Source organism: Saccharibacillus sacchari (genome assembly GCF_037722395.1).
GTDB lineage: Bacteria > Bacillota > Bacilli > Paenibacillales > Paenibacillaceae > Saccharibacillus > Saccharibacillus sacchari_A.
In genome coordinates this window covers 38996-65013 of the sequence record NZ_JBBKAR010000019.1, presented here as the reverse complement: position 1 = coordinate 65013, position 26018 = coordinate 38996, and the positions used below count along the sequence as shown (strand labels likewise).

Annotated in this window: 20 protein-coding genes; 6 read left to right on the top strand and 14 right to left on the bottom strand. The window is 54.0% G+C overall.

What is annotated here, in order from left to right; genetic code table 11:
- Positions 1-146: 146 nt before the first annotated feature.
- From WKI47_RS06515 to WKI47_RS06500, 4 genes are all read right to left on the bottom strand, one after another.
- Positions 147-485, bottom strand: a complete 339-nt coding sequence (locus tag WKI47_RS06515) for a hypothetical protein (protein ID WP_340226365.1) — start codon at positions 483-485, stop codon at positions 147-149.
- Between the two features lie 266 nt (positions 486-751).
- A complete protein-coding gene (gene rlmD / locus WKI47_RS06510; RefSeq protein WP_340226364.1) occupies positions 752-2725 on the bottom strand; it encodes a 23S rRNA (uracil(1939)-C(5))-methyltransferase RlmD in 1974 nt (657 codons plus the stop codon).
- 178 nt (positions 2726-2903) lie between these two features.
- Entirely contained in the window at positions 2904-3179 is a 276-nt protein-coding gene (locus WKI47_RS06505) for a DUF7660 family protein (RefSeq protein ID WP_340226363.1), read from the bottom strand.
- Positions 3180-3439: 260 nt separating this feature from the next.
- Positions 3440-4198, bottom strand: coding sequence for an SDR family oxidoreductase (locus tag WKI47_RS06500; RefSeq protein WP_340226362.1), 759 nt, complete (start codon positions 4196-4198; stop codon positions 3440-3442).
- A gap of 189 nt (positions 4199-4387) precedes the next feature.
- On the opposite strand from WKI47_RS06500, the gene WKI47_RS06495 reads away from it, so the two are divergent.
- The gene (locus tag WKI47_RS06495; protein WP_340226361.1) at positions 4388-5038 is read left to right on the top strand and encodes a TetR/AcrR family transcriptional regulator; all 651 of its coding nucleotides are present in this window, start codon (positions 4388-4390) and stop codon (positions 5036-5038) included.
- A 95-nt stretch (positions 5039-5133) separates the two neighbouring features.
- On the opposite strand, the gene WKI47_RS06490 is transcribed toward WKI47_RS06495, so the two are convergent.
- The 3 genes from WKI47_RS06490 to WKI47_RS06480 form a co-directional block, all read right to left on the bottom strand.
- Entirely contained in the window at positions 5134-5829 is a 696-nt protein-coding gene (locus WKI47_RS06490; RefSeq protein WP_340226360.1) for a hypothetical protein, read from the bottom strand.
- 547 nt (positions 5830-6376) lie between these two features.
- Positions 6377-10042: an S-layer homology domain-containing protein gene (locus WKI47_RS06485; protein WP_340226359.1), complete on the bottom strand. Its 3666-nt coding sequence runs from the start codon at positions 10040-10042 to the stop codon at positions 6377-6379.
- A gap of 425 nt (positions 10043-10467) precedes the next feature.
- On the bottom strand, positions 10468-15471 hold the full coding sequence (locus WKI47_RS06480; protein ID WP_340226358.1) for an S-layer homology domain-containing protein: 5004 nt from the start codon (positions 15469-15471) through the stop codon (positions 10468-10470).
- Positions 15472-15749: 278 nt separating this feature from the next.
- Here WKI47_RS06480 and WKI47_RS06475 point away from each other — a divergent pair, with 278 nt between their 5' ends.
- Together WKI47_RS06475 and WKI47_RS06470 are read left to right on the top strand one after the other, a co-directional pair.
- The gene (locus tag WKI47_RS06475; RefSeq protein WP_340226357.1) at positions 15750-16019 is read left to right on the top strand and encodes an ACT domain-containing protein; all 270 of its coding nucleotides are present in this window, start codon (positions 15750-15752) and stop codon (positions 16017-16019) included.
- A gap of 16 nt (positions 16020-16035) precedes the next feature.
- Positions 16036-17394: a PFL family protein gene (locus WKI47_RS06470; protein ID WP_425355439.1), complete on the top strand. Its 1359-nt coding sequence runs from the start codon at positions 16036-16038 to the stop codon at positions 17392-17394.
- Between the two features lie 130 nt (positions 17395-17524).
- Here WKI47_RS06470 and WKI47_RS06465 read toward each other — a convergent pair whose 3' ends face one another.
- On the bottom strand, positions 17525-18397 hold the full coding sequence (locus WKI47_RS06465) for a hypothetical protein (RefSeq protein WP_340226356.1): 873 nt from the start codon (positions 18395-18397) through the stop codon (positions 17525-17527).
- Between the two features lie 64 nt (positions 18398-18461).
- Entirely contained in the window at positions 18462-18854 is a 393-nt protein-coding gene (locus tag WKI47_RS06460; RefSeq protein WP_340226355.1) for a hypothetical protein, read from the bottom strand.
- A gap of 208 nt (positions 18855-19062) precedes the next feature.
- Here WKI47_RS06460 and WKI47_RS06455 point away from each other — a divergent pair, with 208 nt between their 5' ends.
- Positions 19063-21012: a TcaA NTF2-like domain-containing protein gene (locus WKI47_RS06455; protein ID WP_340226354.1), complete on the top strand. Its 1950-nt coding sequence runs from the start codon at positions 19063-19065 to the stop codon at positions 21010-21012.
- 99 nt (positions 21013-21111) lie between these two features.
- Here the strand turns inward: WKI47_RS06455 and WKI47_RS06450 are convergent, their stop codons facing one another.
- The 5 genes from WKI47_RS06450 to WKI47_RS06430 are packed head-to-tail and all read right to left on the bottom strand — an operon-like array spanning position 21112 to position 23778.
- Positions 21112-21507 (bottom strand): hypothetical protein, encoded by a 396-nt coding sequence (locus WKI47_RS06450; RefSeq protein WP_340226353.1) that lies wholly within the window; start codon positions 21505-21507, stop codon positions 21112-21114.
- Positions 21508-21543: 36 nt separating this feature from the next.
- Complete coding sequence (locus tag WKI47_RS06445) at positions 21544-21885, bottom strand: hypothetical protein (protein ID WP_340226352.1); 342 nt, start codon at positions 21883-21885, stop codon at positions 21544-21546.
- 34 nt (positions 21886-21919) lie between these two features.
- Positions 21920-22327 (bottom strand): hypothetical protein, encoded by a 408-nt coding sequence (locus WKI47_RS06440; RefSeq protein ID WP_340226351.1) that lies wholly within the window; start codon positions 22325-22327, stop codon positions 21920-21922.
- 31 nt (positions 22328-22358) lie between these two features.
- Positions 22359-22991, bottom strand: coding sequence for a histidine phosphatase family protein (locus WKI47_RS06435; protein WP_340226350.1), 633 nt, complete (start codon positions 22989-22991; stop codon positions 22359-22361).
- 13 nt (positions 22992-23004) lie between these two features.
- Positions 23005-23778 (bottom strand): fused MFS/spermidine synthase, encoded by a 774-nt coding sequence (locus WKI47_RS06430; RefSeq protein ID WP_340226349.1) that lies wholly within the window; start codon positions 23776-23778, stop codon positions 23005-23007.
- A gap of 266 nt (positions 23779-24044) precedes the next feature.
- Between WKI47_RS06430 and WKI47_RS06425 the strand changes: the two genes are divergently transcribed.
- Both WKI47_RS06425 and WKI47_RS06420 read left to right on the top strand, forming a co-directional pair.
- Positions 24045-24647 carry a TetR/AcrR family transcriptional regulator gene (locus tag WKI47_RS06425; RefSeq protein WP_340226348.1) on the top strand — a complete coding sequence of 201 codons (603 nt, stop codon included), beginning with the start codon at positions 24045-24047 and terminating at the stop codon, positions 24645-24647.
- Between the two features lie 111 nt (positions 24648-24758).
- The gene (locus WKI47_RS06420; RefSeq protein WP_340226347.1) at positions 24759-25991 is read left to right on the top strand and encodes an MFS transporter; all 1233 of its coding nucleotides are present in this window, start codon (positions 24759-24761) and stop codon (positions 25989-25991) included.
- Positions 25992-26018 lie beyond the last annotated feature (27 nt).

Here is a 26018-nt window from a genome sequence, read left to right as displayed (position 1 = left end):
TAGTTTACAACAAAACGCGGTAAAAAAACACAACCGAACCGGCCGTGTTTTCAAAGTTCAAATCTTGTTACATCTAATTAATTTCTTCTTTTAACTATTCCTGATTCTAAATGGATATAAATACAGTCTGATATGAAGATCGTCGGTCAATTCAACTGAACGCCTTCATTATTCATAATGCGGATATTCTCGCTGCTGATCTTCGTGTTGATTGAGGCTTCGGTTACGGTGTCCAAAATCTGATTAATGACTTCATCGATATTCTCTTGCTTGTCTTTGAATGTGGCGGCGGTGTTGAGAATCACGGAACAGGTGATTTCGTAGATGTCGTTTTGGGCGACAAGCGATGTCTGGCTAAGCTTCACCAGGACGTCTTCTCTGTTCAGGCCGAGTTTCTCGGCTATAAGCGACTGGAGAACGGTTTGTTTTTGATCCAGCTTTTGCAGCAGCTCCCGGTCTAAAGGGACGGAGACTGAAGGAGGCATCGGAACGACTCTGGTTTGGCCGTTTGGCAGTTGCTGTGTCGTCATCGAGTGTGCGGTGGGTGCAGGTTTGAAGTAACTGCATCCTGAGAGAAATATGATTATGGATAGAAGCCCACAGCATACAGATTTTTTATAAAAAAGAATATGGATCAGCTCCAATCTTTTTTTGTAAAATAAATCCTTTTTATCATACCAGAGTATTTCTCTATTGAATAGAAATAAGCCCGAACTCAAAAAGTTCGGGCTTTCCATCTGCTTCTATGCTTTTATTTCTTCACCAACACCGTCACGCACTCCACTTGACTCGTCTGCGGGAACATATCAATCGGCTGTACCGACTGGATCTCGTATCCGCCTTCCAGCAGCACTTTGCAATCCTTCGCCAGCGTCGAAGGATTGCACGACACATACACGAATTTCTGCGGTTTCGTGCGCAGCACCGTCTCCAGGAACTTGCGATCCAGACCCACGCGCGGAGGGTCGGCGACGATCACGTCCGGGCTGTAGCCTTCTTTCGCCCAGCGCGGCAGCAGGTCTTCCGCTTCGCCTTCGAAGAAATCCGCGTTATCGCGGCCGTTGCGCTCGGCGTTGCGACGCGCGTCTTCGACCGCTTCCGGGATCACTTCGATGCCGCGGACTTGGGCCGCGTAAGGAGCCAGCCACAAACCGATCGTACCCGTGCCGCAGTAAGCGTCGACAACGGTTTCTTTGCCGGTCAAGGCCGCAGCGACTTTAACGGACTCGTACAGCTTGATCGTCTGCTCCGGGTTCAATTGGAAAAAGGCGCGGGGCGACAAGGTGAAGTTCAGGTCGCCAAGCGATTCGTTCATCGCTTCATTGCCCCACAGGCTGATCGTGCGCTCGCCGAAGATCAGCGGCGTTTTGAACGGGTTCACGTTCACCGACAGCCCGCTCATTTCCGGCAGCTCCAGACGCAGACGTTCGACCATCTCTTCTTGACGCGGCAGATCCGCCGTCTCGGTGACGAGCGTCACTTGGATCTCGCCGGATTGGAAACCGTTGCGCACGACGATCGTACGCACGCCTTTACGCTGGCCGCTATCTTTAATATCGCTGCGCCCGCCACGGCTGTCGCCTTTGGACAACGGAATGTTCAGTTCGCCGAGTACCGCCTTCACGCGGTCGATCGCGCGGTTGACCTGCGGATGCTGGATCGGGCAGCCGCTAATATCGACGATCTCATGGCTGCCGATCTCGTACAGGCCGGCGATAATATCGCTTTTCGAGCCTTTGACGTCGCGACGCTCGACTTGGAGCTGGGCCTTGTTGCGGTAATCCCACGGGCGATCCATGCCGAGCGTCGGCTTGATCTTCAGATCGTTCAGCCCCGAATAGCGACTGAACGCTTCACGCACGATTTCCAGCTTGGCGATCAGTTGGCCTTCGTACGAAATATGCTGAAGCTGGCAGCCGCCGCAGATTCCGTATACCGGACACGGAGGCTCGACCCGGTGTTTCGATTTTTTTTCGATCTCGACCAGCTTGGCTTTGATAAACTTCGCTTGCGTCTCCAGCACTTCCGCCTTCACCACTTCGTTCGTGATCGCGCCGTCGATAAAGACCGCTTTGCGGCGGAAATAACCGACGCCTTCGCCGTTGATTCCGATACGCTTGATCGTGACGACGATGCGATCGCCTACCTTGATCTGCTCGGCGTCCGCCGGAGCAACAGGACGTTTTGCCGAAGCATCGCTGCTCGCATAAGGAGTTTTGCCTGCAACCGGGGATACGCGCCCAACCTGGCCGTCTTTGGTTTTGCCCATATCCGTGCCTGCCGATACCGCTTTGCCACCCGCATAAGGTTGACCCGAAGCCGACGTCTCACGCTGGGTCTTATTTTTTTTCTGTCCGAAGGCTTGCTTCGCCGAAGCGGCGTTGGCCCGTTCGCTTTGACGTTTCTCGTAACGTTCGCTCGGGCTCAGACGTTCCGCTCCGTCATTCGATTTGGCTGGACGCGCAGGCGCCGAAGAACGCCCGCGTCCTGTCGAAGCTCCGCGTTCACTCCGTTCTTTGCGCGGGGCCGGTTTTTGCTCGCTTTGCGCCGCAGGAACAGCCGCTGCTGTCCGCTCGCCGCTTGCTTCTTTGCCCGGCAGCGAACTGCGCTTAACGCCCGGCTTTTTTTTACCCGAAGGACGTTTTTTCTTTTTCTCCTCCTTGGCGGTCTGAAGCTTGCGCTCTTTGCGACTGATTCCGATTGACTTGCTGTTTTGCTCGCTCATGATATTAAACTCTCCATCTATATTAAAATTGGATACTGCTCGCACTCGTCTATCCAACGTCCGTCCGCATTGTTTCCGTGTTCACTATACCATTTTACCGCAAAAAAAGAACCTTTTCGCTGCGGGTTGTGCCCGAACGAAAAAGTTCCCTCGGATTGGTCGTGAAGCGCAACGGTTTTTACTCGTAACGTCCAGCCGCGAACAATAGAAACGCCAGACGCTCCCACTCCACCTCTGCACGACGCGGAACCGCAGCACCCGGCAAACGACCATCCTTCTCATCCTGCTCGTGCGCGCCGTCCTCGACCCAGGAAGCGATGCTGAGCAGATAATCTTTTAGCGTAATGTTTGCCCATTCTTCTTGGCTATGTTCCAAATCTTGCGTCAGGCGATGCACAAACGCGATAAACTCTTGCCTTCCCGTTACTTGCGTCAATTCTTCATGAATATTCATTGCCGTTCCTCCTGTCGCCTGTGCTTGCTCCCAACGTTCTTTATCGGACAAAAATCTTATGTTGCGTAGAGAAAAAAAGCTTTTCATGAAAATATATGATCCGTTATCCTCCATCGCCTTCCAAAAAAAGTGTTACGCCACGTTGCATGACCTTTTTCTCGCTTATCGATAGATTATATTTGTTTTGAACATCAAAAAAACTCCTTCAGCCGAAGCCGAAAGAGCTTTAAAGTTAAGTCTATTTAGATGACGGAATCCAATCAGTAAGCCGTCCAGCCCGCGTCCGCCGCCAATGTCACGCCGTTTACGAAGCTGGAATCGTCGGAACCGAGGAAAAGGGCCACCTTCGCGATCTCGTCAGGCTCGCCTACGCGCGGGTTCAGGTTCATGCCGGCCATCGCGCGCTGCGCGCCGAACTCATTCGGCTGACCCATCGAAGCGGAGATATTCGTCGCCACGCCGCCCGGTGCGATCGCGTTACAACGAATGCCTTTCACCGCGTATTGGAAACCGACGTTCTTCGTCAGTCCGACCACCGCGTGCTTGGATGCCGTGTAAGCCGCGCCTGCGCGCGAACCGTTCAGACCGCCTGCCGAAGCCACGTTGACGATGACGCCTTGTCCTTTTTCCAAGAAAATCGGGAGGGCTTTACGGATCGCCCGCATCGGTCCGGTTGTGTTAATCGCGAAAACGCGCTCCCACAGCTCATCCGTCAGATCTCCTGCCGGCGTAAAGCCGTCCATGATGCCTGCGTTATTGACGAGAATATCGAGCGTGCCGTATTTTTCGACCGTACCGTCAACAAGCGCTTGAATATCTTCTTCGGACGCCACGTTGGTCTTGATCGCAAAAGCTTCGCCGCCCGCATCCTTGATTTCTTGCGCTACCTTTTCCGCCGCTTCCAGATTGATATCCGATACCGCGACCTTCGCGCCTTCCGCTGCATACAGGATCGCAATGCTGCGTCCCATGCCCGATGCTGCCCCCGTTACAATCGCCGTTTTGCCTTGAAGTTTCATGTTTGCGACCTCCCGTATTCAATAAATGATTTTCGTCAACAAATGTTCATTATCTACTGCTGAATTTAGTATAATCAATCATAGACAGCGTATTCAATCGGTAAAAGCAGGGCCTTTTGTTCGTTAATGAGCATCTGCTTGCTTGACTGTTCATTAAGTGATTTTACTGTGAAAAAGGAGGGCTGCCGGATGAGCGATTCTTCGTCTGAAACGGCTGCATTAGCGTCTTTATCGCATGTCGACCGCCGTATCCGGCGTTCTAAAAAAGCGCTCAAAGAAACGCTGATCGCTTTGATGCACGAACGCGAGTTCAAAGACATCTCGATCACTGATCTGGTGCGAGGCGCCGATCTGAATCGGGGTACCTTTTACAAACATTATCGGGACAAAGAAGAACTGCTGGCGGAGGCGGTAGACGACGCGATGAGCGATCTGGTTGTTTCGTTTCGCGAGCCGTATGCACACAGCGATTCTTTCGATATCCGCAAGCTGACGGCATCCGGTGTGACGATCTTCGAACATGTGCATCGACACGCTTCCTTTTACAGCCTGATCGTCCAATCGCAAGCTTTGCCGGGGTTCCCGGACCGAATCTGCGGCGTGATCAAAGAACTGAGCCTGTATGATCTGGAGGCCGCCGACGTGAATCCCCGGATCGACCGCGGATTGTATGCCGGCTATCAGGCTTATGCGATCTGGGGAATGATTCTGGAGTGGATAAAAGGTGGCTTCGCGCATACTCCGGAGTACATGGCGAAACAGCTATTGGAGTACATTCGCAGCCGTCCGGGAGGCCCGGATATTGTGTATCGGAGTGACCGGAAAAAGACGCAGGACTAGCAGCCGACATTTCTTCGTATATGCAAAAATCCCCGCGACGACAAAGGTCGGCGGGGATTATTTTTATAAGATTAGTTTAGAAGTAAAAAGCCTGCCTAACCTGTTCCTGCTCTCCGTCTCATTTTGGGCTTTGCTTCAGAAGGGACATACGGCGATACGCTCTGATCCATACGCGTCATCCAGATGTAGATCAGCAGGCCGAGGATTGGGATGAGTCCCAGCAGCGCCATCGCCTGAGGCAACGAGCGTCGGCGAGATCCCGTATAGATCGCGTACACCGACAGCAAGGTCAGCAGGCAAAAGTCCAAGGTCATGACATGGACAAGCATCGATGTGCCGAAAGCTTCCCCGTATACGCCAAAATCCCCCATCAGAAGTCCCCAACCCATCACCAGCAACGTAATCGTAAACAGGATACCGTGCGTGATCGGGGATTCCGTCGCCTTGCGCAATCCTTGCGGGTGACGCAAATCATGCGATCCCGCATGCGTATGCGAGGTCAGAATATAATACGGCAGCAACGCGAAAGCGCCGAGCCCGAATGACAAGATGACAAACGGCCAAGCCGGAACAGCGCGGTCATCATGTCTGAGCAACATACAAGCAAAAGCCATCGGGAACAGCCCAAGTAACGTGAACATGGCGAGCAAAGAAGGCTCATCCGCTTGCAGCGTCAACAGCGGTGTTAACCACGGGTCCTCCCCGCCGCCCGCTCCGGGCGCGAAAAACAGCGCGTACACGATGAAGGCCAGCCATACGACGAGCAGCAGCACACGGGAGATGCGGGTCATGGCGGTCACACCTTTCTATAGGAAATGGGCGCAGGGAGTCGAAAACGGAGACGTGCCTTTTTTCAGGGCAACTCCTTCCCCTTTATTACCCGAAACCTATGACCTTGGCAAGCAAGCATCGCAAAAAATGTGAAATAAATGAAGGAACAAAACGCAAAAACACCCGCGCAGAGGAGGGCAGCGCGAGTGCTTCGGTCTTGCTCGAAACCTTGAATCGGGGGGTGGTTTCGGCGGGGTTACCGGTAGAGAGAGTTGGGGTTCTCTACCGGGTTACAACGAAATCAATATAGCACACCGTTCTGAACATTTTCTGAACAAGGAACTCATTTTCGGTCGACGACTCCGTCCTGATGAAAATGGGTTCCCGCGCCAAGCGACGATTTTCGGTCGATGACTCCGTCCTGATAAAAATGAGTTCCCGCGATAAGCGAAAGTTTTTAAGTCCATCACTCTATGTCGTTGAAAATAGTTTCCCGCTTTAAGCGGACATTAAAAAGAGACCGGGCCGTAGCCCGGTCTCTCACTCTTTATTCTTTACAAACTTCGATTACCGCTGCATCGAAGCCGCCCGAATCGCTTCAGACGCCCAATACGCGTCCGACACGTCGCTCCACGCCGCAGCTCCAGGCAGTGCCGTCGAACCGTCCAGCCCCACCAGACGGTTGATCATCGCCACCGCTTCGGCGCGCGTCACGTTCCGCTCCGGCTTGAAGCTGCCGTCCGCGTAACCCGTCACCACGCCTGCCGCTTGCAGTTCCGCCGCTGCCGTCGCCGCCCAGTTGCCGGCCGGCAGATCGCTGAACCCGGAAGCCGCTTGGCTGGCGTCCAATCCGCTTTGCGGCAGCAGCTTCGCCAATGCCGCAGCCAGTTCGCCGCGCGTGATCGGCGCGTTCGGCTTGAACGTGCCGTCGCTGTAGCCGGTCATCACGCCCGATGCCGCTGCCGGTCCGACGACCTCAGCGGCCCAGCTTCCGTTTTTCACGTCGCTGAACGTCGCCGTGCCTTCCGTCACGCCCGTGATGCGGCCTACGATCGCCGCAAGTTCCGCGCGCGTGATGTTTTTCGCAGGCTGGAAGCTGCCGTTCGCATAACCTACGATATACGGCGACGCGATCAACGTGCTGCCCCATTTCTCCACATTCACGACCGTGAACGTGCTGAAGTGGTTCGCCGTGATCTCAAGTCCCAGCTTGCCGTCTTCTTGCGTGACCACCTTGCCGCGTACCAATTGCTTCGTGCCGTCGCTGTGTTCGACGTACACGCCCAGCTTGTTTTGCTGCGCCGCCGCGAACGTTTGACCCGCCGGAAGCGGCAGAATCAATGTCACCGGACGGCTTTGCAGATTGGTCTCGATCGTCATCGGACGACCGATGACCGCGATGCCCCCGCCGTTCGCCGCGCTCACGATCGCCGGATTTGCCAATGCGCGTGATTGAATCTCGGCGCTCGTCGCCGAACTTTTCACCGGGATGAGACGGAAATACAGATCGTCGGTCAGCCCCGTTAACGACGAAGCCGGCACCGTGATGCGTACGTTCGGGTTCAAAATAACCAATTCGATGCCTTCGTCCGTCAGCAGTTTCGAAGCCGCGTTCGGCACCGTCAGATCCCATTGCGAGACTTCGTCCGCCGTGTCCGGCAGCACGATCGCCGCCGTTTTCGAACCGGACGTTTTGAGCAGATTGACGATTTCCGTCGCTTTGGCCGGCGTCAATTGAAGAACGTCTTTGGTCGTTCCATCCGTGCTTTTCGTTCGCGTGATCGCTAGCGACGAAACGACCGCGCCGTTCGCCGCTTTATTGTTTTGCACGTTGACGTTGATCGTCGTGGTGTTCGACTGCGGCGCAGGCGTCGATACGATCGGCGTCGAAGAACCGCCTCCGCCCGTCGATGGCGTAGAAGGAGTCGACGGCGTCGGATTTACAGGCGTCGTAGGTTCCGTCGGGTTAGTTGGAATCGTCGGCTCTGCCGTTTGGAAAGCAAGCAGCACCGGATAACCCGCACGTTTCGTATCCTTTGTTTCTTTGGTCCAAATGTTTTGGAAATCCCACTCTTTGAAGCTGAGTTCGTTTTTCATTTCGTCGGCTGTCAGTTCGGAAGCGAACACCGATGCTCCCGCTTTACCGTAAATCGTACTGTCCCAGTAATTCGAAACGCCGCTGACGCCGATGTCCGCTTCATTTTTGCCTTCGAACGGACCCATGCTGCCTTCTTCAACAACGTCCGTAGCTTGAAGATCGCCGTTTTTCATGAAAATGATAGCGGAAGCCACACTGGACGAAGCATAGTTATTGCGGAAAGTCGGCGTGTTCGCCACGATTGGACCCCCGCTGTTGAACTGCTGCTGTTCAGTGCTGACATTGCCTACAAAGCCGCCCGCACGGTAAGGAACGTATTGCGTATTAACGAATGGGCTAGGATAGATGCTCAAGTCGGCCCAAGCGTAGTTATCGGAAATCCGATTGTACTCGGATACGTCCGCTTGCCCGATCAGGCCCCCCAGGTTGGTCGAACCTTGAACCTGGCCTCTGAAGCTGCTTTGTTCGATATTCGTGTCGCTCAAACGACCGATTAATCCGCCAGCGTATTTCGTGCCGAACACGGTGCCTTCGACCGATACTTTTTCGATAGTCGAAGCATAATCCTGAGCCGTCAAACCGCCTGCGGCGTAAGTCGAGCCCAACTTGACGTTCGTAAGACGAAGATTGCGAAGTTCGGCTTTATAGGTCCCTCCGAACAATCCGGCCAATTCGCCTTCGCGGTCTTTCGATTTCACCGTCAAACCGTCGATCGTATGTCCGCCGCCGTCCAAGGTTCCTCCGAAAGGCACTTCATCGTCGCCGATCGGCGTCCATCCGTTGTTGTACGTGTTTTGCTTCGCGCTTTTTTGAGCCAAATAATCGTTTAGCTCGCTCGCCGAAATATCAACCGTCAACCGGTAATTGGTCGCCGAATTTCCGCTGTCGCGCATATGGTCCAGCCCTTCGGCATTCTCGACCAAGTTCCAGACCACACCGTTTTCGTCTTTGACTTGCTTGTAAAAGAACTTATCTTTGATTATTTGCAAGTATTGGCGATCCAAAACAAACACGCTGTCGTTCTGCGGGCTCACGGCCACGCCTCTCGGTTGATTCAGCGAGGTTTGCGCGGCGGGAACGCCCTGGTGGAGCTGCATGTATTCGCCCGTGCCGGCAATCACCTGGACCTGTCCGGTAACGGCATCCACTTTTTTAACCTCGTAATTGTCTGTATCGGCGATATATACGTTGTGCGCCGAGTCGACGTCGATCGATTGCGGGTCGTCCAAATCGCTAGCGACCACTTCAAGCTGCGGGTTCGGCACGGCAAGATTGAGTTTCACGACGCGGTTCGAACCGGCATCGGCCGCGTACAGATAGCCTTGATCGTAAACGACGTCCGTGACGCTCGTGCCGATTTGCGTTGCTCCGTCCGCGTATTCTACCGGTTCCGCCGCATACGGCCAGATCATGCCCTGTACGCTCACGGAATTTGGGTCGTTATCGGAATTTCCGTTAAGCTCATACTGCCGGGTCAATTTCCAGACCTGTCCGTCGCTGCCGCCTGCCACGTAGAGCGTATCGGTTTCGTTTTCGAAATCAATGCCTTTCGGGTCGGAAATGGTTCCCGGCGCGACCAACGTTTCGGAAACCAAATTGCCGTGTTGTTCAAACAATTGATAAACGCCTGACTCGTTTTGCTGCAACTGTTCGCCTGTTCCGAAAAGCTCGGGCATTTCGTCGTTAATCATCGGTCCCATGACCAGATCGCGTATTTCGAGATTTCCGTCATCCACAGTAGACTCTGCAAACGCGCCGGACGCATATTGTTCCGAGTATGAACCAAAGTAAACTTTTTGGCCTGACGGATCGTAGAAAGCAATCAGATCTTTGGGATCGTTTGCGATCGTTCCGCTTTGAACCGTCAATCCTCTGGCTCTTCTGATTTCCGCTTGCGTGACGTTGCCTGCGCCGTCGAACATAAGGATATCGATATTTTGAAGAGCAGGCTGCCATCCGCCTTTCTCAACCAGCGGCTTAACTACTTCGATAGGCGCCGCTTGAGTTAAGCCTGCCAGCCCCGGCAGTGTCCCCAGTACCGTCATTCCAACCAATGAGCCGACTGCCGTCTTTTTCAACAATCCCGCCATGTTGAAGCGATTGGCTCGCAAAAACTTCGAATCTTCCTTAACCATTCACATTCATCCCCTCTGTCTGTGAAATACTTGATTGACAATCATGGTTCACCCATAGAAAGCAATATAGCATTTACCTCTGAACATTTTCTGAACAAGGAACTCCTTTTCGGTCGATGACTCCGTCCTGATGAAAATGAGTTCCCGCGCCAAGCGAAATCTTTTTTTAGAGAGCAACCCTGCTCTCCAAAAAACCAAAGACGTTAGCCAAACAACCGTCTCAAACGTCTTTAATGCTTAATTTTTAATGTTTAATTTTTTCTTTTCCTCTCGATTCTTTTTTCGATTCTTTTTCTCGATTTTCATTCCTTAATTTCTATCTTTCTCCCATAAAAAAAGACCGGGCCGCAGGCCGATCTTTAAAATGAATTCTTTTATCTTTTGAAACTTTTGAATCTTTCAAACCTTCAAACTCCCCAGCCCTTTTATCGCTGCATCGAAGCCGCCCGAATCGCTTCAGACGCCCAATACGCGTCCGACACGTCGCTCCATGCCGCAGCTCCCGGCAGTGCCGTCGAACCGTCCAGCCCCACCAGACGGTTAATCATCGCCACCGCTTCGGCGCGCGTCACGTTTCGCTCCGGCTTGAAGCTGCCGTCCGCGTAACCCGTCACCACGCCTGCCGCTTGCAGCTCCGCCGCTGCCGTCGCTGCCCAGTTGCCGGCCGGCAGATCGTTGAACCCGGACGCCGCTTGGCTGGCGTCCAATCCGCTTTGCGGCAGCAGCTTCGCCAATGCCGCAGCCAATTCGCCGCGCGTGATCGGCGCGTTCGGCTTGAACGTGCCGTCGCTGTAGCCGGTCATCACGCCCGATGCCGCAGCCGGTCCGACGACCTCAGCGGCCCAGCTTCCGCTTTTCACGTCGCTGAACGTCGCCGTGCCTTCCGTCACGCCCGTGATGCGGCCGACGATCGCGGCCAGTTCCGCGCGCGTGATGTTTTTCGCAGGCTGGAAGCTACCGTTCGCGTAGCCCAGAATATACGGCGACACGATCAACGTGCTTCCCCAGTTGCTGACGTTCACGACCGTGAACGTACTGAAATGATTCGTCGTAATCTCAAGCCCCAGCTTGCCGTCTTCCTGCGTCACGACCGTACCTCGCACCAACTGCTTCGTGCCGTCGCTATGTTCGACGTACACGCCCAGCTTTTTCTGCTGCGCCGCCGTGAACGTTTGACCGGACGGAAGCGGCAGCACCAACGTAACCGGACGGTCTTGCAGGTTGGTTTCGATCGTCATCGGACGACCGATGACCGCGATGTTTCCGCCGTTCGCCGCGCTCACGATCGCCGGATTTGCCAATGCCCGTGATTGAATCTCGGCGCTCGTCGCCGAACTTTTCACCGGGATCAGACGGAAGTACAGATCGTCGGTCAGACCCGTCAACGACGAAGCCGGTACCGCGATGCGTACGTTCGGGTTCAAAATAACCAATTCGATGCCTTCGTCCGTCAGCAGCTTCGAAGCCGCGTTCGGCACCGTCAGATCCCATTGCGAGACTTCGTCCGCCGTGTCCGGCAGCACGATCGCCGCCGTTTTGGAACCGGACGTTTTGAGCAGATTGACGATTTCCGTCGCTTTGGCCGGCGTCAATTGCAAAGCGTCTTTCACGATGCCGTCCGTGCCGCGAGTGCGCGTGATCGCCAACGAAGCGACGACCGATCCGTTTGCGGTCTTGGCATTTTGTACGTTTGCGTTAAAGACCGTCGTGCTCGATGTCGGAACGGTCGGCGTCGAAGTCACCGGAGTCGACGTTCCGCCGCCCGTCGACGGGTTCGTCGGCGTCGGATTCGTTGGGTTCGTCGTCTGCTTGATAAAAGCTTTCAGAATCGGATAACCGCTGACCGTATCCATCGCCCACACGTTTTGGAAATCCCAGTCTTTGAAGCTCGCTTGGGTTTTCATTTCGGCCGTCGACAGTTTCTGCGCGAAGTCCGACGTCTGGTGGGAAGGCATCACGTACGTGCCGTCCCAATAGTTCGAAACGCCGCGCGCCGCGTCCGATTCAAGGCTCGGACCTTCGAACGGCCATGCGTCCGCATAGTATCCGATATCGGCAATGCTGATCTCTTGGCTGTCGATTCCCATGATCGCTTTCACTTCGGAAGAACTGTAGTTGTTAGTGAAAATGACCGGCGTGACCGACAGGTTTGCCCCGTTGGACGGCGCCGCTTGGTAATACACTTCACCCGCGAACCCTCCCGACAAGGAAGCGGCGGAGCGAGCGAAGTAACGCGGCGCGTCCGGCGTAACTTTCGCCCATGCGTAGTTGTTCGAAAGCGAATAATTGCCGTTGCCTCCGTTTAATCGGATCGAGCCGACCAGACCGCCCAATACGCCGTACCCTTGCACGGTTCCGCGGAAATAGCTTTCGCTGACCGAGCTGTTATCCACTTGACCGATCAGGCCACCGACATACCCGTTTCCACGAACGGAACCTTCGACGCCGACTTTGTCGATCACAGACCGATATACGGAACCTGCCAAGCCGCCGGAGAGCTGCGAAGGCGCGATATCCACGTTCGTCAGGCTCAGATTACGGATGGTCGCTTTGTACACGTAAGCGAACAATCCGCCGTCGAACGATTTTTCTTGATCGCCGTCCACTTTGAGACCGTCGATCGTATGGCCGCCGCCATCGAAAATGCCGATGAACCGTTCTTTTTCGTTACCGATCGGTTGCCAGGAAACGCGATTTTGCGTCGCTAGGTACAAGGTTAACTGATCTTTGGTAATATCGGCGTCCAGCACGTACAGCGCGCTCAGATCGTCCCGAACATGGTCCAGATCGGCTGCCGTTTTCACGACGTTCCAAACGAAGCCGTCTATCTCTTTTTGTTCATACGTATATTTGTCGGCGCTTTTCGGCGTTACCGCGCTCGAAGCCGCGGACAACTCCGAAGAAGCCGAAGAACCGACCGCTTTCACCGCGAACACATACGGTTTGCCGTTTTCCAAATTAGCGGCCGTATACGTGGTCGAAAGCACGTTTTGCGCGATTTTCACCCATTGGCCGGCTTCTTGGGGAGCGGTCTCGCCTTGGAATTGATACACGTCGTAGCTTTGAGCGTCGAGAACGCCGGTCCAACTGATTACCGCTTTCGCGTCGGAAGCCGTAGCCTGAACGTCGCGCGGTTGCTCGAGCGTCGGAGTCACTTCTTCAACATAAGGTCTCAACGTCGGATACGAAGATTGCGGCGCGTCCATGATCCATACTTTTTCGAAGTCCCAACCGCTGTCGACGAATGCCGCAGCCGAAACGAAGTCTTGTTCGCTCAGGCCGGACGCGACCGGATTCTCGTCGATCAGGAATTTTTTGGATGTATTCCAATAGTTTCCGCCGAAGTTCGAAAAATCGATGCGCTTCGGATCGCTCTGGCCGATAAAACTTCCGATCCGATCGAGCTGCATCGTATCCGCGGCGCTCAGGTCCACGTCGTTGGCGCTGTAGTTGTTGCGGAAAATGAAGCCTGTCATCAGTTCGTCCGTTTCGTTGGTACTGAAAGCCGCTCCGATAAATCCGCCCACGCGGTCCACGTCGGTCTCGTAGAATAGGCTCGAGATCGTAAGCGCTTTGACGTCGCTCCACGTGTAGTTGTCGGAAAGGACGGTGTAACTGCTCAATCCCAACTCCCCGATAAATCCGCCGATCCGGTAGTTGCCTTGAACGGAGCCTTTCACGGCATTCTGCTGGATAGATTGACCGTTATACAAAGAACCCGCCAATCCGCCGATTCCTCTGTTATTCGGATTTGCGGCCACGCTGACTTTGGCATTCACCGTATTGGAAATCAGGAATTCGCCTTGGCTGCTGCCAATCAGTCCGCCGAAATGAAACCCAGGGTATCCGCCGGAAGAAAGACGCGCTTTCACGATTCCCGCTACCTTATTGTTGAGGTACACGCTTCGCAACGAGTCCCCGACCAACAACCCCGTCGTGCGAACGCCCGATGCGGAGCCCTGGATTTGCACGTTTTTGATCTCGGACCGATCGGCGCCGCCGGCCAGTATCCCGACGTAAGCGCCTCCCGCCACATTGGCATCGGACAAGGTCAGATTGCGGATTTCGGACGCGAATACCGCTCCGAACAACCCGACGTATGTCGAAGACTCGTCAAACTGGATATTCAGATCCCGGATCGCATAGCCGTTCCCATCGAATCGGCCGGTAAAAGAAATATCTTGCGTGCCGATCGGCACCCATGCGTTGAGCGACGACATCGACACATCGTTCGCCAAGCGATAATTGCCGCCCAGATCGTCGCGAACATGATCCAGATCGGTCGCGGTTTCGATCAGGTTCCAGATCACTCCGGCTTTGTCGGTGTACGTCTTGTACGTGTGCTCGTCCGCAGGTTTATCCGCGATTTTCAATACTCGGTGATTTCCGGTATCGGAAATGTAAAGCGTTCCGTCCGCAGCGACCGCTACCCCTTCGGGCGCGTTAAGCGCCGTTTGCAACGGATCGCCTCCCGCTTCGCCCATTGCTTGAACGTTCGTTCCGGCAACGACCTGACCGCTTCCGCCCAACATGGCATCTATTTTCAGAATCCGGTTGTTTCCGGTTTCCGCCACGTACAAGTTGCCCTGGCCGTCAGCCGTCAATGCGGTAGGCCGATTGAGTCCCGCAGACAGAGTCGAAACATTACCTGCCGCATCGCTTTGCCATATCTCTCCGTTCGATTCGCTCGAAATATACAAAATGCCGTTCGCAAAAGCGACATCTTTCGGTTCGCTTATTTTTCGGCCGTCCAAAAACACTTCGTTTTCCGATAGGAAAGTACTGCCGCTATCGCGGGTCAGTGTGGACTTCACGATCCGGTTCCCGGCTTTGTCGGCGACATAGACCGTGTTGGAAGATCCGTCGAAAGCGATCCCTTCAGGCTGCTGCACATAGACCGAATCGACCACGGTTTGCGCCCGATACGTCGTGACTCCGGTTTGCGACGACGCTCCTTGCGTAGGAACGAACAGTTTCGCTTCCGGCGCCGACGAAGTCAAAAAAGGAAGGTTGCCCAACTGCACATTCATCGCCGCATCGTTGACCGAAACCACTTGATCGTTTCCGTCGCGAACCTCGAACGAACTTTTCAACGTCTCGATCGAATCTGCGGAAGCCGAATTGTTTTTGCCGAACAACAATACGTTATTTTTTTCTTGATCATTGACGACAAGCATCGCTTTGCCGTTCGATTCCGTGTAATTCAGTTCCGTAGGCTTGCCCAGCAACGAAGAATCGCCCGGAATGTCCGCCCCGTATACTTTAACTAATACTTTTTCCGAAGTATGCACCATTGGGTCCGCTTGGGCGATCTTCGTTCCTACAAATGGCAGCGTGCTCCCCAGCACCATCATGCCGACCAACGCGGCGATGCCGCTTTTTTTCCATCCTATTCTTCCGGCACGTTCATTCGATCCATTTCGTGTCAAATCTTCTCATCCCCTCTGTGTTGATCGTTCAAAACCTGCTCCCGTTTGTATCGAAAACACTATACCAACCCGCCATAAACAAATTCTAAACAAGCAAGGCGGCACGGATCGGAAAAGACGCAACAGTCCCTCCTTTTTTCCGCCACAAAATCTCCATTGAACACCGCTATCCGATCTGCCATAATAACTCATAACTTAACGCGCTAACGCATTACCGAATACCGGAAAGAAACCGTATTCCGCACATGCCAGCGCATATAAACAAGGGGGATTTCGCTGTGAAAGGCATCATTACCGTACTCGGCAAAGACCAGGTGGGCATTATAGCCAAAGTCTGCACCTACCTCGCGGAGCAAAACGTCAACATTCTCGATATCTCGCAAACGATCGTGCAGGACTATTTCAACATGATGATGATCGTGGACATTTCCAGCCCGGCCAAAGCGTTCGAAAATCTGATTACCGACCTGCACGACCTGGGCCTGACGATCGGCGTCGAAATCAAGCTTCAGCACGAAGACATTTTCAACAGCATGCACCGGATTTAGAAAGGAGGCTTAACCCATGATCTCGAAATTCGAAGTCCAAGAAACGAACACCATGATTTCCGAAATGAAGCTCGACGTGCGCACGATCACCATGGGCATCAGTCTGATGGATTGCGGACACCCGGATCTGAAAACATTCAATCAAAAGGTATACGATAAAATCACCCGTTTGGCCGAGCATTTGGTCAAAACGGGCGAGGATCTGGAGCGTCAGTTCGGCATTCCGATCATCAACAAGCGTATCTCCGTCACCCCGATCGCCATCGCGGCGGGACCGACGGAAGCGACCAGCTACGTCAGCGTCGCGGAGACGCTTGACCGCGCGGCGCGCGAAGTCGGCGTCAACTTCCTCGGCGGATTTTCGGCGCTCGTGCAAAAAGGCTACACCAACAGCGACCGCATCCTCATCGACAGCATCCCGGAAGCATTGGCGGTGACCGAACGTGTCTGCTCGTCGGTGAATATCGGCTCGTCGCGCAGCGGCATCAATATGGACGCGGTAAAAAAGATGGGAGAGATCATCCGGCAAACAGCCGAGCTGACCGCCGACCGCGATTCGCTGGGCTGTTCCAAGCTGGTCGTGTTCTGCAACGCGGTCGAAGACAACCCGTTCATGGCGGGCGCGTTCCACGGGCCGGGCGAGCCGGAATGCGAGATCAACGTCGGCGTCAGCGGTCCCGGCGTCGTGAAAAGAGCGCTTGAAGACGTCAAAGACGTCGATTTCGAAACGCTGTGCGAAACGATCAAGCGCACGGCGTTCAAAGTCACGCGAGCGGGTCAACTGGTCGCGCAGGAAGCGGCGAAGCGACTCGGCGTTCCGTTCGGCAGCATCGACCTGTCGCTCGCTCCGACGCCCGCGGTCGGCGACTCCATCGCGGAAATCTTCCGCGTGATGGGTCTGGAAGAAGCGGGTGCGCCGGGCACGACGGCGGCGCTGGCGATCCTCAACGACAACGTGAAAAAAGGCGGCGTCATGGCTTCGTCTTACGTCGGCGGTTTGAGCGGCGCGTTTATCCCGGTCAGCGAAGACCAGGCGATGATCGAAGCGGTGCAGCGCGGCGCGCTGACGCTGGAGAAGCTGGAAGCGATGACGTGCGTCTGCTCCGTCGGTCTTGATATGATCGCGATCCCGGGCGACACCAGCGCGTCGACGATCGCAGGCATTATCGCGGACGAAGCGGCAATCGGCATGGTCAATAACAAAACGACCGCCGTCCGCCTGATCCCGGTTATCGGCAAAGGCGTAGGCGAGATCGCGGAATTCGGCGGCCTGCTCGGCTACGCTCCCGTGATGCCGGTCAACCGGTTCGATTGCGCGCCGTTTATCAATCGCGGCGGGCGCGTTCCGGCTCCGATCCATAGTTTTAAAAACTGAGCACGTCGCGCCGACAAAAACCAAAAGACCTCGTTTTCCGCCGCAAGCCGGAAAACGAGGTCTTTTCGTTAGTCTGTTCGTGGGTCTTTTTCGCTGGTTGTTATCGGAGCGGTTCCGCAAGAAATCGCGCTTATTCGCCTCGCCACGCCGTCAACACGTCCCACACCGAAGCTTCCTGTCCGCATGCCGGACAAGAAGCCCGTCCGTCGAGCGACGGGATCGCCGCCGCCAAACGGTTTGCGCCGAGCCGGAGAGCTTCCTGCTCCAATGCCCGCAGTTCGGGGCGCAGATCGTCCGGCTTGCACGGACGGACTTCCGCCGAAGGCTGGTTCTCCGTTCCGTGCGTTACCGGTTCGTTCACGTAAACCGTTTTGGCGCCCGGCTTCGTATCGGCCGCTTCGCTCGGCCAGACGTACCAATCGGCCGCGCAAAACGGACACGCTCCGGCATATTCGTCGCCTTCCGGAAACTCGAACAACAGTCGGCCGACATGGCTTCGTCCGGCATACATCGTTTGCGCGGCGAGCAAGTAGACGCTCTCGGGATCTTCGTCCGATCCCGCAAGCGCCGCGTCCGAGATCGGCCGCGCCGCGCGTTCATGCAGCGCGGACAGCCGCGCGATACCGTCGCGGTACCCGTCCGCGATACGCCGTACCGCGTCATCTTCCAACTTCTGCTGGCGATCCCGCCCGAACTCTCGGGAGTGCTCTACATCTTCGCCGTCCGCTCCTTCGCGGCTTGCGTGCATCAGCCCGCACATGATGTACAGGTCGACCAGCGCCTTTTGGCCTTGCGTATACTCGGCCATATTCGCCAAATAAGGCATGGCGGCCAGCGTAGCGGTGTAAATCGTGTTTTGATGCAGCAGCAGCTCGATCAGTTCCTGCCTCAGTTCGCTATCCGCCGCGTCCGGTTGCAACCGCAGCAGCAATTCCGCCGCTTCTTCCCCGGTTCCGTAAGCTGTCGTCAGTTTGCTCCATGCCGGATCGTTCAATGCCAACATCTACCTGTTCCTCCTTCGACTTGATCGCTGGAATCACTATAGCACGACTTATGGATGTGAATGATTACGAAGCCGAACGGTAAGGATTCATCGAGCGTTTTTTTCTAAGTATAATCCAGTACGTGATTCCCGCTACGACGGCTTGAAGAACCAGCATCAGAACACTTACAAAAATCAGGGTCTGCTCGGCGGATAACGGTTTGAAAAACGCGTCCAGCGTGTCTCCCTGCATTTTTCCCACAAAATAAAAAGATACGGCGAACGAAGCGATATTGCCGATCAGCAGCGCATAAACGGAACCCAGCTTCATGCTCGCAAAAGCCAGCAGGCCCATAACCGCAACCATCGCGACGTAGCCGATCGGCGATTGATGCCCATAGTCCTGCTGCATACCGAAATAAACGAACGGCAAAGCGTAAACGATAACGATTAATACACTCCACGGATATTTTCCCATATGATAAAGCTCCTCTCTGTGGCTCTTGGGCGAGCACGGCTTATGTATAGAACGCTTGGAAAACACAATAGGTTAACGTATTCATTTGTGTAAGTTGATGATATGATAATATATGCCTGAAAACAGATAAAAAGGCAAATTAATCCGTCGAGTTTTATACATATGCGTGGGCTAATCAGGATGAGTGCAGAAAGGATGAATGTAATCGATGTATTGCGCGAAATGCGGAAGTCTGGCTCAGACGGGCTGGAAGTTCTGCGAAAAATGCGGGGCACCGCTTGAAGTTGCTCCAGCAGCGGCTTCGCAAGTTCGGACGGTGCCACCGATTCAACGCGGCAGCGAAGCTGCTCCGGCATCAACGAGCAAGCCGAAAGTTTCGATGTCCAAAAAGACCAAATTATGGGCAGGCACAATCGCCGGGGTGGCGGTGTTGCTTGTTGCCACGTTTTTGATGCTACGCATGACGTACGGACCTTCTAGCCCGGATTCTTTGGCGGAAAAGCTGAATGCGGCAATCGACAGCAAGGATTCCGCAGCGTTCGCCGGTTATTTGTCCGATCCGGAATCGCCTCTGCTGGGCCAGGACCGGATGCAAGCCTTTCAGACCTCTCTTGAAGCGGAAGACACACGAACTTTTTACAAGCAAAGCATTCTGAACGCAATCGAGCTGGCGAGTGTCGAGGCTCCTGCACAATCGGATAAGGAAACCTTTAGCGATCAACTCAGAAAAGAACTTGAAGGACCTAATGCTGATTTGCCTGCTTCGGTAATGACTTTTGTCGAAGATCGTTCTTGGCGCGGCAGCAAGTGGAGCGTACGCATAGCGCCGGTATCTTTGACAGCCGTAAGCACCGATCCAACATCCGACGTCGATACTTCTCTTCAAGTCGGCGAGCTACACGGAAACGAACAGGCGGCGATCGAGAATATGTGGCCGGGCATTTACGACTACAGCGGAGCGCTCACCAGTGAATACGGCAGTCAGCCTTTCGAAGGCAATTTTCAGGCTTTCGAGTATGCAGAACCGAATATGATCTTGTTCGAAGCTTCGATGATGAACAAAGTGGCTTTGGAATTTCCGGCTTTTGAAGCTACGGTAACGTTGAATGGCAATCCGATTACAGGAACGCCAGGCGAATATGTAACTTTCCGACCCGTTCCCCAACAGTTGGATTTGAAAATCGCAGCGAATGTGTATGGGGTCGATCTGAGTGGAGAAACCACGATTGACGTAACCGAGCACCCGGAATACGTATTAAGCGAGTTGATCCGACAAGAAGCAGCCGAAAAAGTCGCTGATCTAGCCTACTCCACCATGAATGATTGGGTAAAAGCAACCAATACGGGAGATCGCAAGATGCTTACAGGCTTTGATCCAAACGGAGGGTTCGGCGATTACCTGACATGGAGCCTGGATAATCAATCGGATACCCGATACGCGTTAAAAAAAATCATCGTGAATCCTGTGAACATCCGATTTGATCAGAGCGATTTGAACGTGAATGTCGCTTACGAATTCTCCGACTCCGATAATCCGGAACGGGTGACGCAAGAAGTACATCAGCTCGCCATCGCACAAAATACGGAGAAGAACGGCTGGTGGATCAGCAATTACGCTTGGGGGTATATCCCGGATACGGACACCAATATCGAGCGGTTAAATCCCGAATTCGATACGGAACGTGCCGCCTTATCCAAAAGCATCGCCGTCGATTCACCAAGCATCACGAATAGCACCATAGCATCGGGCAATGATAAGATGCAAGCGTCTGCTTCCGGCTCCGTAGCCTTTGCGCAGGATGACATCCAAGCCTTTATGCTGAGTTATCTCAGCTCTTCCGTCACAGCGATTAACGGCCGGGAATTTGCCCAGGTGGCGAATCTGATGGACCCCGCCGGACCCGCAGCTCAGGAGTCCGCCGATTATATCGAGTATCTGGACAGCAAAGGCATTACCGAAAGCTTCGAGGATGCTAGCGTAACCGGATTCGAAGACAACGGGGATTCGACGTACACCGTGAATACCCGCGAATCCTATATCATTTTTAATAAAGATGAAGAAGCCACAGCCAAAAGCTTCAATTCCGTTTATAAGCTGAGCGTGATCGACGGCCAGTTGAAGACGCACACGTTGATCAGCACGAAAGAAATTAAATAATAACGAGTCGACTGTATGCAAAAACCTCTCGATCATCGCTTTTGTGATGGTTGAGAGGTTTTTCGCTTGTTTATAAGGCTATATTCTTTTTTTCACATTTTAAGCTTCGGTGTGGAAAGCCTTCTCCCCTCGACTTTTACGCCGACGCAGACTTTCGATAACGATCAATGCAACAGCTTGTGCAATCAACAAAATGCCCGTGTACAAAAAGAGAGCCTGAAGGGTAGACAGCGGCTCGAAAAAGTCGGCCTTGCCCGTCGTTCCCGCCCAATTCTGAATAAAACGATAAGAAAGAAAAGCCGAGATCACATTGCCGATCAGCACCAGATAGATCGAACCGTAAATTCGGGCTGTGATAGCCAACAAGACCGTGATCCCAACGATCAACAGACCGCCTAAAAGCAGCATCCCCCGATAATGTACTTCCATGAACAACGACGCGTATGGAAAAACGTAAAGCACCAATGCAGCCGCAGCCCATTTTTTCTTGCTCAAAACCTTTTTATCCGTCTGAATAGATCTCTCCTCCGTTCAACTTGTCAAAGCTTCCCAAACCGCTACCTGAACCCCGCATTCCGGGCAAACGGCGTGTCCTTCCTTCTTTGCCGACACAGGATCTTCCGTATATACAACCAGCTCTCCCGTCGTCCCCTCACCTTCCTGCGGCCATACATACCAATCCGTCTCGCAATTCGGGCAAGCTCCGCAATATTCATCACCTTCCAGAAAATTGAATAACAGCCGCGCCACCGCGATCTCTCCGGCATAAGCCGCATGCGCCGCCAGCAGATAGATCGCTTCGGGATTCTCGTCTGCTTCTGGATTATCGGCCGACTCTGAATCGGTGCTGTCAATCAGATCCTTCTTCTCCAAGCCCGGTCCTACAGCTCGTTCCTACAGCTCGTTCCTACAGCCGACTTAGCCGCTCCAGTGCATCTCTATATCCTTCTGAAATTCTGGAAATGACTTCATCCGAAAGCCGAAACTGACGCTCTCTGCGAAACTCGCCCGAGGACGGGATATCCAGACGATCCGCACCCTGCTCCCGGCCACTCTCCATCCAACCGCAAGAGATATACAGATCGACCAAAGTCTCCATATCCTCGGTCCGCTCGGCCATTTTAGCCAGATACGGCATAGCCGCCAACGTAGCACTGTAGGTCGTGTCCTGATGCAGCAATAACTCGAACAGCTCTTGCCTCAGCCCTGCATCTTCCGCATCCGTACTTAGACGACGCAGTAGCTGCGCCGCTTCCTCTCCATCCCCGTAAGCGGTGACTAGACGACTCCAGACCGGATCGTTCAGCTCCAGCATTGCTTGTCCTCCTGATCGTTTATGTCGTATCCTACGCCCGATAATGCGAAATATCCCCATGCAGTTCCACATTCATCCCGCCCGGCCCGTACACCACTTTGCACAGGCAAGTCGATTCCAGAATCGGCGGCTTCCACATTTCGGAGATCGCCTGTCCGTGAAATGCCGTCATAAGCAAGTTCAACACCGCCGCATGCGTCACCACCAAAATGCTGCGCCCGTGGTTTTCGTTCAAAATACGCTCGATCGCCGGAACGACCCGGTTTCCCAGCTGGACAAAAGACTCCCCGCCGTTCGTCGGTTCGTACCGATGCGGTTCCTTCCAAAATGCTTCATATTCCTCCGGCGATCCCGCTTCGATCTCTTTTCCGGTGCGACCTTCCCAATGCCCCATGTCTACTTCTTGCAGATCATCCGCCGCATGGAGCTGAATCGGCCTTTCCCCTCGCAAAATCTCTGCTGTCCGCATCGCGCGGGGGCTTGAGCTGCTGTAGATGGCGTCGAGCGGCACGTCCGCAAGCGATTCGCCGAGCCAACTTGCATGCCGTTCTCCTTTTTCCGTCAATGGCGAGTCTTTGCGTCCTTGCAGCCGGCCTTCCAAATTCCATTCCGTTTGGCCGTGACGCGTTAGATATAATGTAGTGATGCAAGGTTGTTGGTTCATTATGTAGACCTCCTCATTCTTGCCGATAACCGAACATCTCGTCTTCCAGCACGGTTCCGCACTCTGGCTCTGAACGTTCGAATCCTACCATCTGCCCAAGCTTGGCTTGAACGCTGCGTTTGCCTCCAACCAGAATCCGATTGGCGGTATCACGCGGATCATCCGGCGGCAACGCAAATCCTTGCGTGTACGCAAAAGCTTCCGACAGCCCCGCCCATATCGCGTCGACAAAAGAATCTCTTTGCCCCCGACCGAACACGTTCAGCAGAATCACGCCTTGCTCGTTCAGCTTCCGGTCTGCCAGGCTCCAAAATTCCCGCGTAAATAGATGCCAGGGCGTTCCTTTTTCCGTAAAAGCATCCAACACGATATAATCCAGCGATCCATCCGTTTCCCGGTTCAGCAACTGTCGTCCATCGCCTACGTTCACTTCCGGTCCCGCGTAGCCAAAATAAGTCCGGCTAATCGACGCAATCGCCTGGCTGATCTCGGCTGTCCTTATATCATGCTGCGCAAAATATCCGGCTATCGTTCCGATCCCGTGCCCGATAACAAAAGCCCGCTCAAAGCCAGGTTCGTTGTGCTCCATCAGGTGAATGATCGCCCTTGGATATTCAAGCACGATCCGCTGCGGATCATCCAAATCCATCGCTCCCTGCACGTCGCCATTGGCGAAGCCCAGCACCCTGAACCTCCCTTTTTCTTCATATAAAATATTCGTATCCGTTACTATGATTTCGCTACCGTTTTCTTGGATTCGCGTTAAAATTTCTTCCTGTATATTCATTGCTTCGAGACTCACCTACTTAGAAACGCATTTTTATTCATTATAAGCGATGCGGACAATGTAGCTCAAACCGGCTGTGCCCTTCGTTTCGTATCGCGTAATACTCTAATCATTGCGATTCCTGCCGGGATTTGATAAGATATTGACCGAACGTTCAGTATAGAACCGACGTTTCTCGCAATGAAAACAATCAAGCGCCTGTCCGGGAAAAGGTAGAAAATATTCCGGGGTGGGGGCTTTTTATAAGGAAGTCAGGGTGATGACATGTGAATAAGAAACAAATCCAAAGCGGGCAGACTCGCAGAAAAATCGCGGACGCGGCTCGCCATTTGTTTGTGCAAAAAGGCTATAAAGCGACGTCGATCGAAGAGATCACGGCCGCGACGGGCAGCAGCAAAGGCAATCTGTATTACCATTTCAAAAGCAAAGAAGGCCTGTTCCTGTATCTGCTGGACGAGTGGGACCGGGATTGGATCGCCAAATGGCGGGAAAAAGAACATCTGTATACGACCGCCGCGGAAAAAATGTACGGCTTTGCGGAGCAGATGGTACGCGAAGACCTGAACCATCCGTTAACCAAAGCGGCCGACGAATTTTTTATCGGCGACGACAAAACATGCGAGGTCGAAGACCGCTTGGCCGAGATGGTCTCCGAACATCTGTCTTTTAACCGCACGCTCATTCAGCAAGGGATCGACAGCGGCGAGTTTCGCGAGAACGATATTCAAGGTTTGGCTCTTGTGCTGGAAGCTTTGGTCATCGGGCTTAGCCAGGTATCGCGACGCGCCGATCTGACGCAGGCGCTTCAGACGTACCGTTTGGCGATCGAAGTATTTTTGCACGGCATCGCGGCAAGGCCGGAGACATAGCGGAAATCCGGTAGATGCCGGGCCATCGTCTTCACGCGTTAATACAAACCGAACATTCAGTATGTAAAATAAACAAAAACGAATAACGAAAGAACCCTGGAGGATGTCCTTATGTCTTTGATGCTTCGCAACCGGGCGGCGCTCTTGCTGCTTATGTTCAATATTTTCCTTGTCTTCACCGGCATCGGGCTGGTCGTTCCGATCATGCCGACCTATATGAACACGCTGCATATCGGCGGCAGCGTCGTTGGTCTGCTGACCGCTACTTTTTCCGTATCGCAATTGATCTGTTCGCCGATCGGCGGCCGGGTATCGGACCGTCTGGGACGCAAAAAAGTAATTATCGTCGGCATGGCGATTTTCGCCGTGTCGGAATTTCTGTTCGGCGTCGCCGACGCGCCGTGGCTGCTGTTCGTGTCGCGGATCTTGGGCGGCATCGGGGCCGCTCTGATCATGCCCGCCGTTATGGCGTATACCGCGGACATCACAACGAACGAAGAACGGGCCAAAGGCATGGGCTTTATCAACGCGGCGATCACGACCGGCTTTATCATCGGTCCCGGAATCGGCGGCTTTCTCGCCGAATTCGGTATTCGCGTACCGTTCTTCGCCGCCGGCATCGCGGCCTTGATCTCCGGCGTGATCACCTTGCTCGTCTTACCGGAGTCGCTCAGCGTCGAGCGGCGTGCCGAGATCGCGGCAGCCAACGTCGGCAAGCGCGACAGTCTGTTCAAGCAGCTTATGACTTCGTACCGGACGCCGTATTTCCTCAGTTTAGTGATTGTATTCGTCAGCGCGTTCGGCCTGGCTAACTATGAGACGGTATTCGGACTGTTCGTCGATCACAAATTCGGCTTCACGGCACGGGATATCGCAATTATTATCACTTTCGGTTCCATCGCCGGGGCTGTCGTGCAAGCGACGATCTTCGGTTGGCTGCTGAACCGTTTCGGCGAGCAAAAAGTGATCTCGATCTGTCTGGCGGCAGCGGCGATCTTTGTATTGATGACGCTGTTCGTACACGAATATTGGATGATCGTGACGGTAACGTTCATCGTCTTCCTGTCCATCGACATCCTGCGTCCGGCGATCGGTACGCAAATCTCCCGCCGCGCGGGCGAGCAGCAGGGCTTTGCGGCCGGACTCAACTCTGCCTACAGCAGTCTGGGCAATATCGCGGGGCCGATTGTGGCCGGAGCGTTGTTCGACGTTAACATCAACTATCCATATGTCTCGGCCTCTATCGTATTGTTCTTGTGCTTCCTGTTGGTGCTTGGGGTTGGACGTAGCGATCAAAAGCGCGCGGACAAACTGACCGGCGCGCAACCCGTCGAGCACTCGTAAATCAATAAACGGCATTCGAAAAAGACT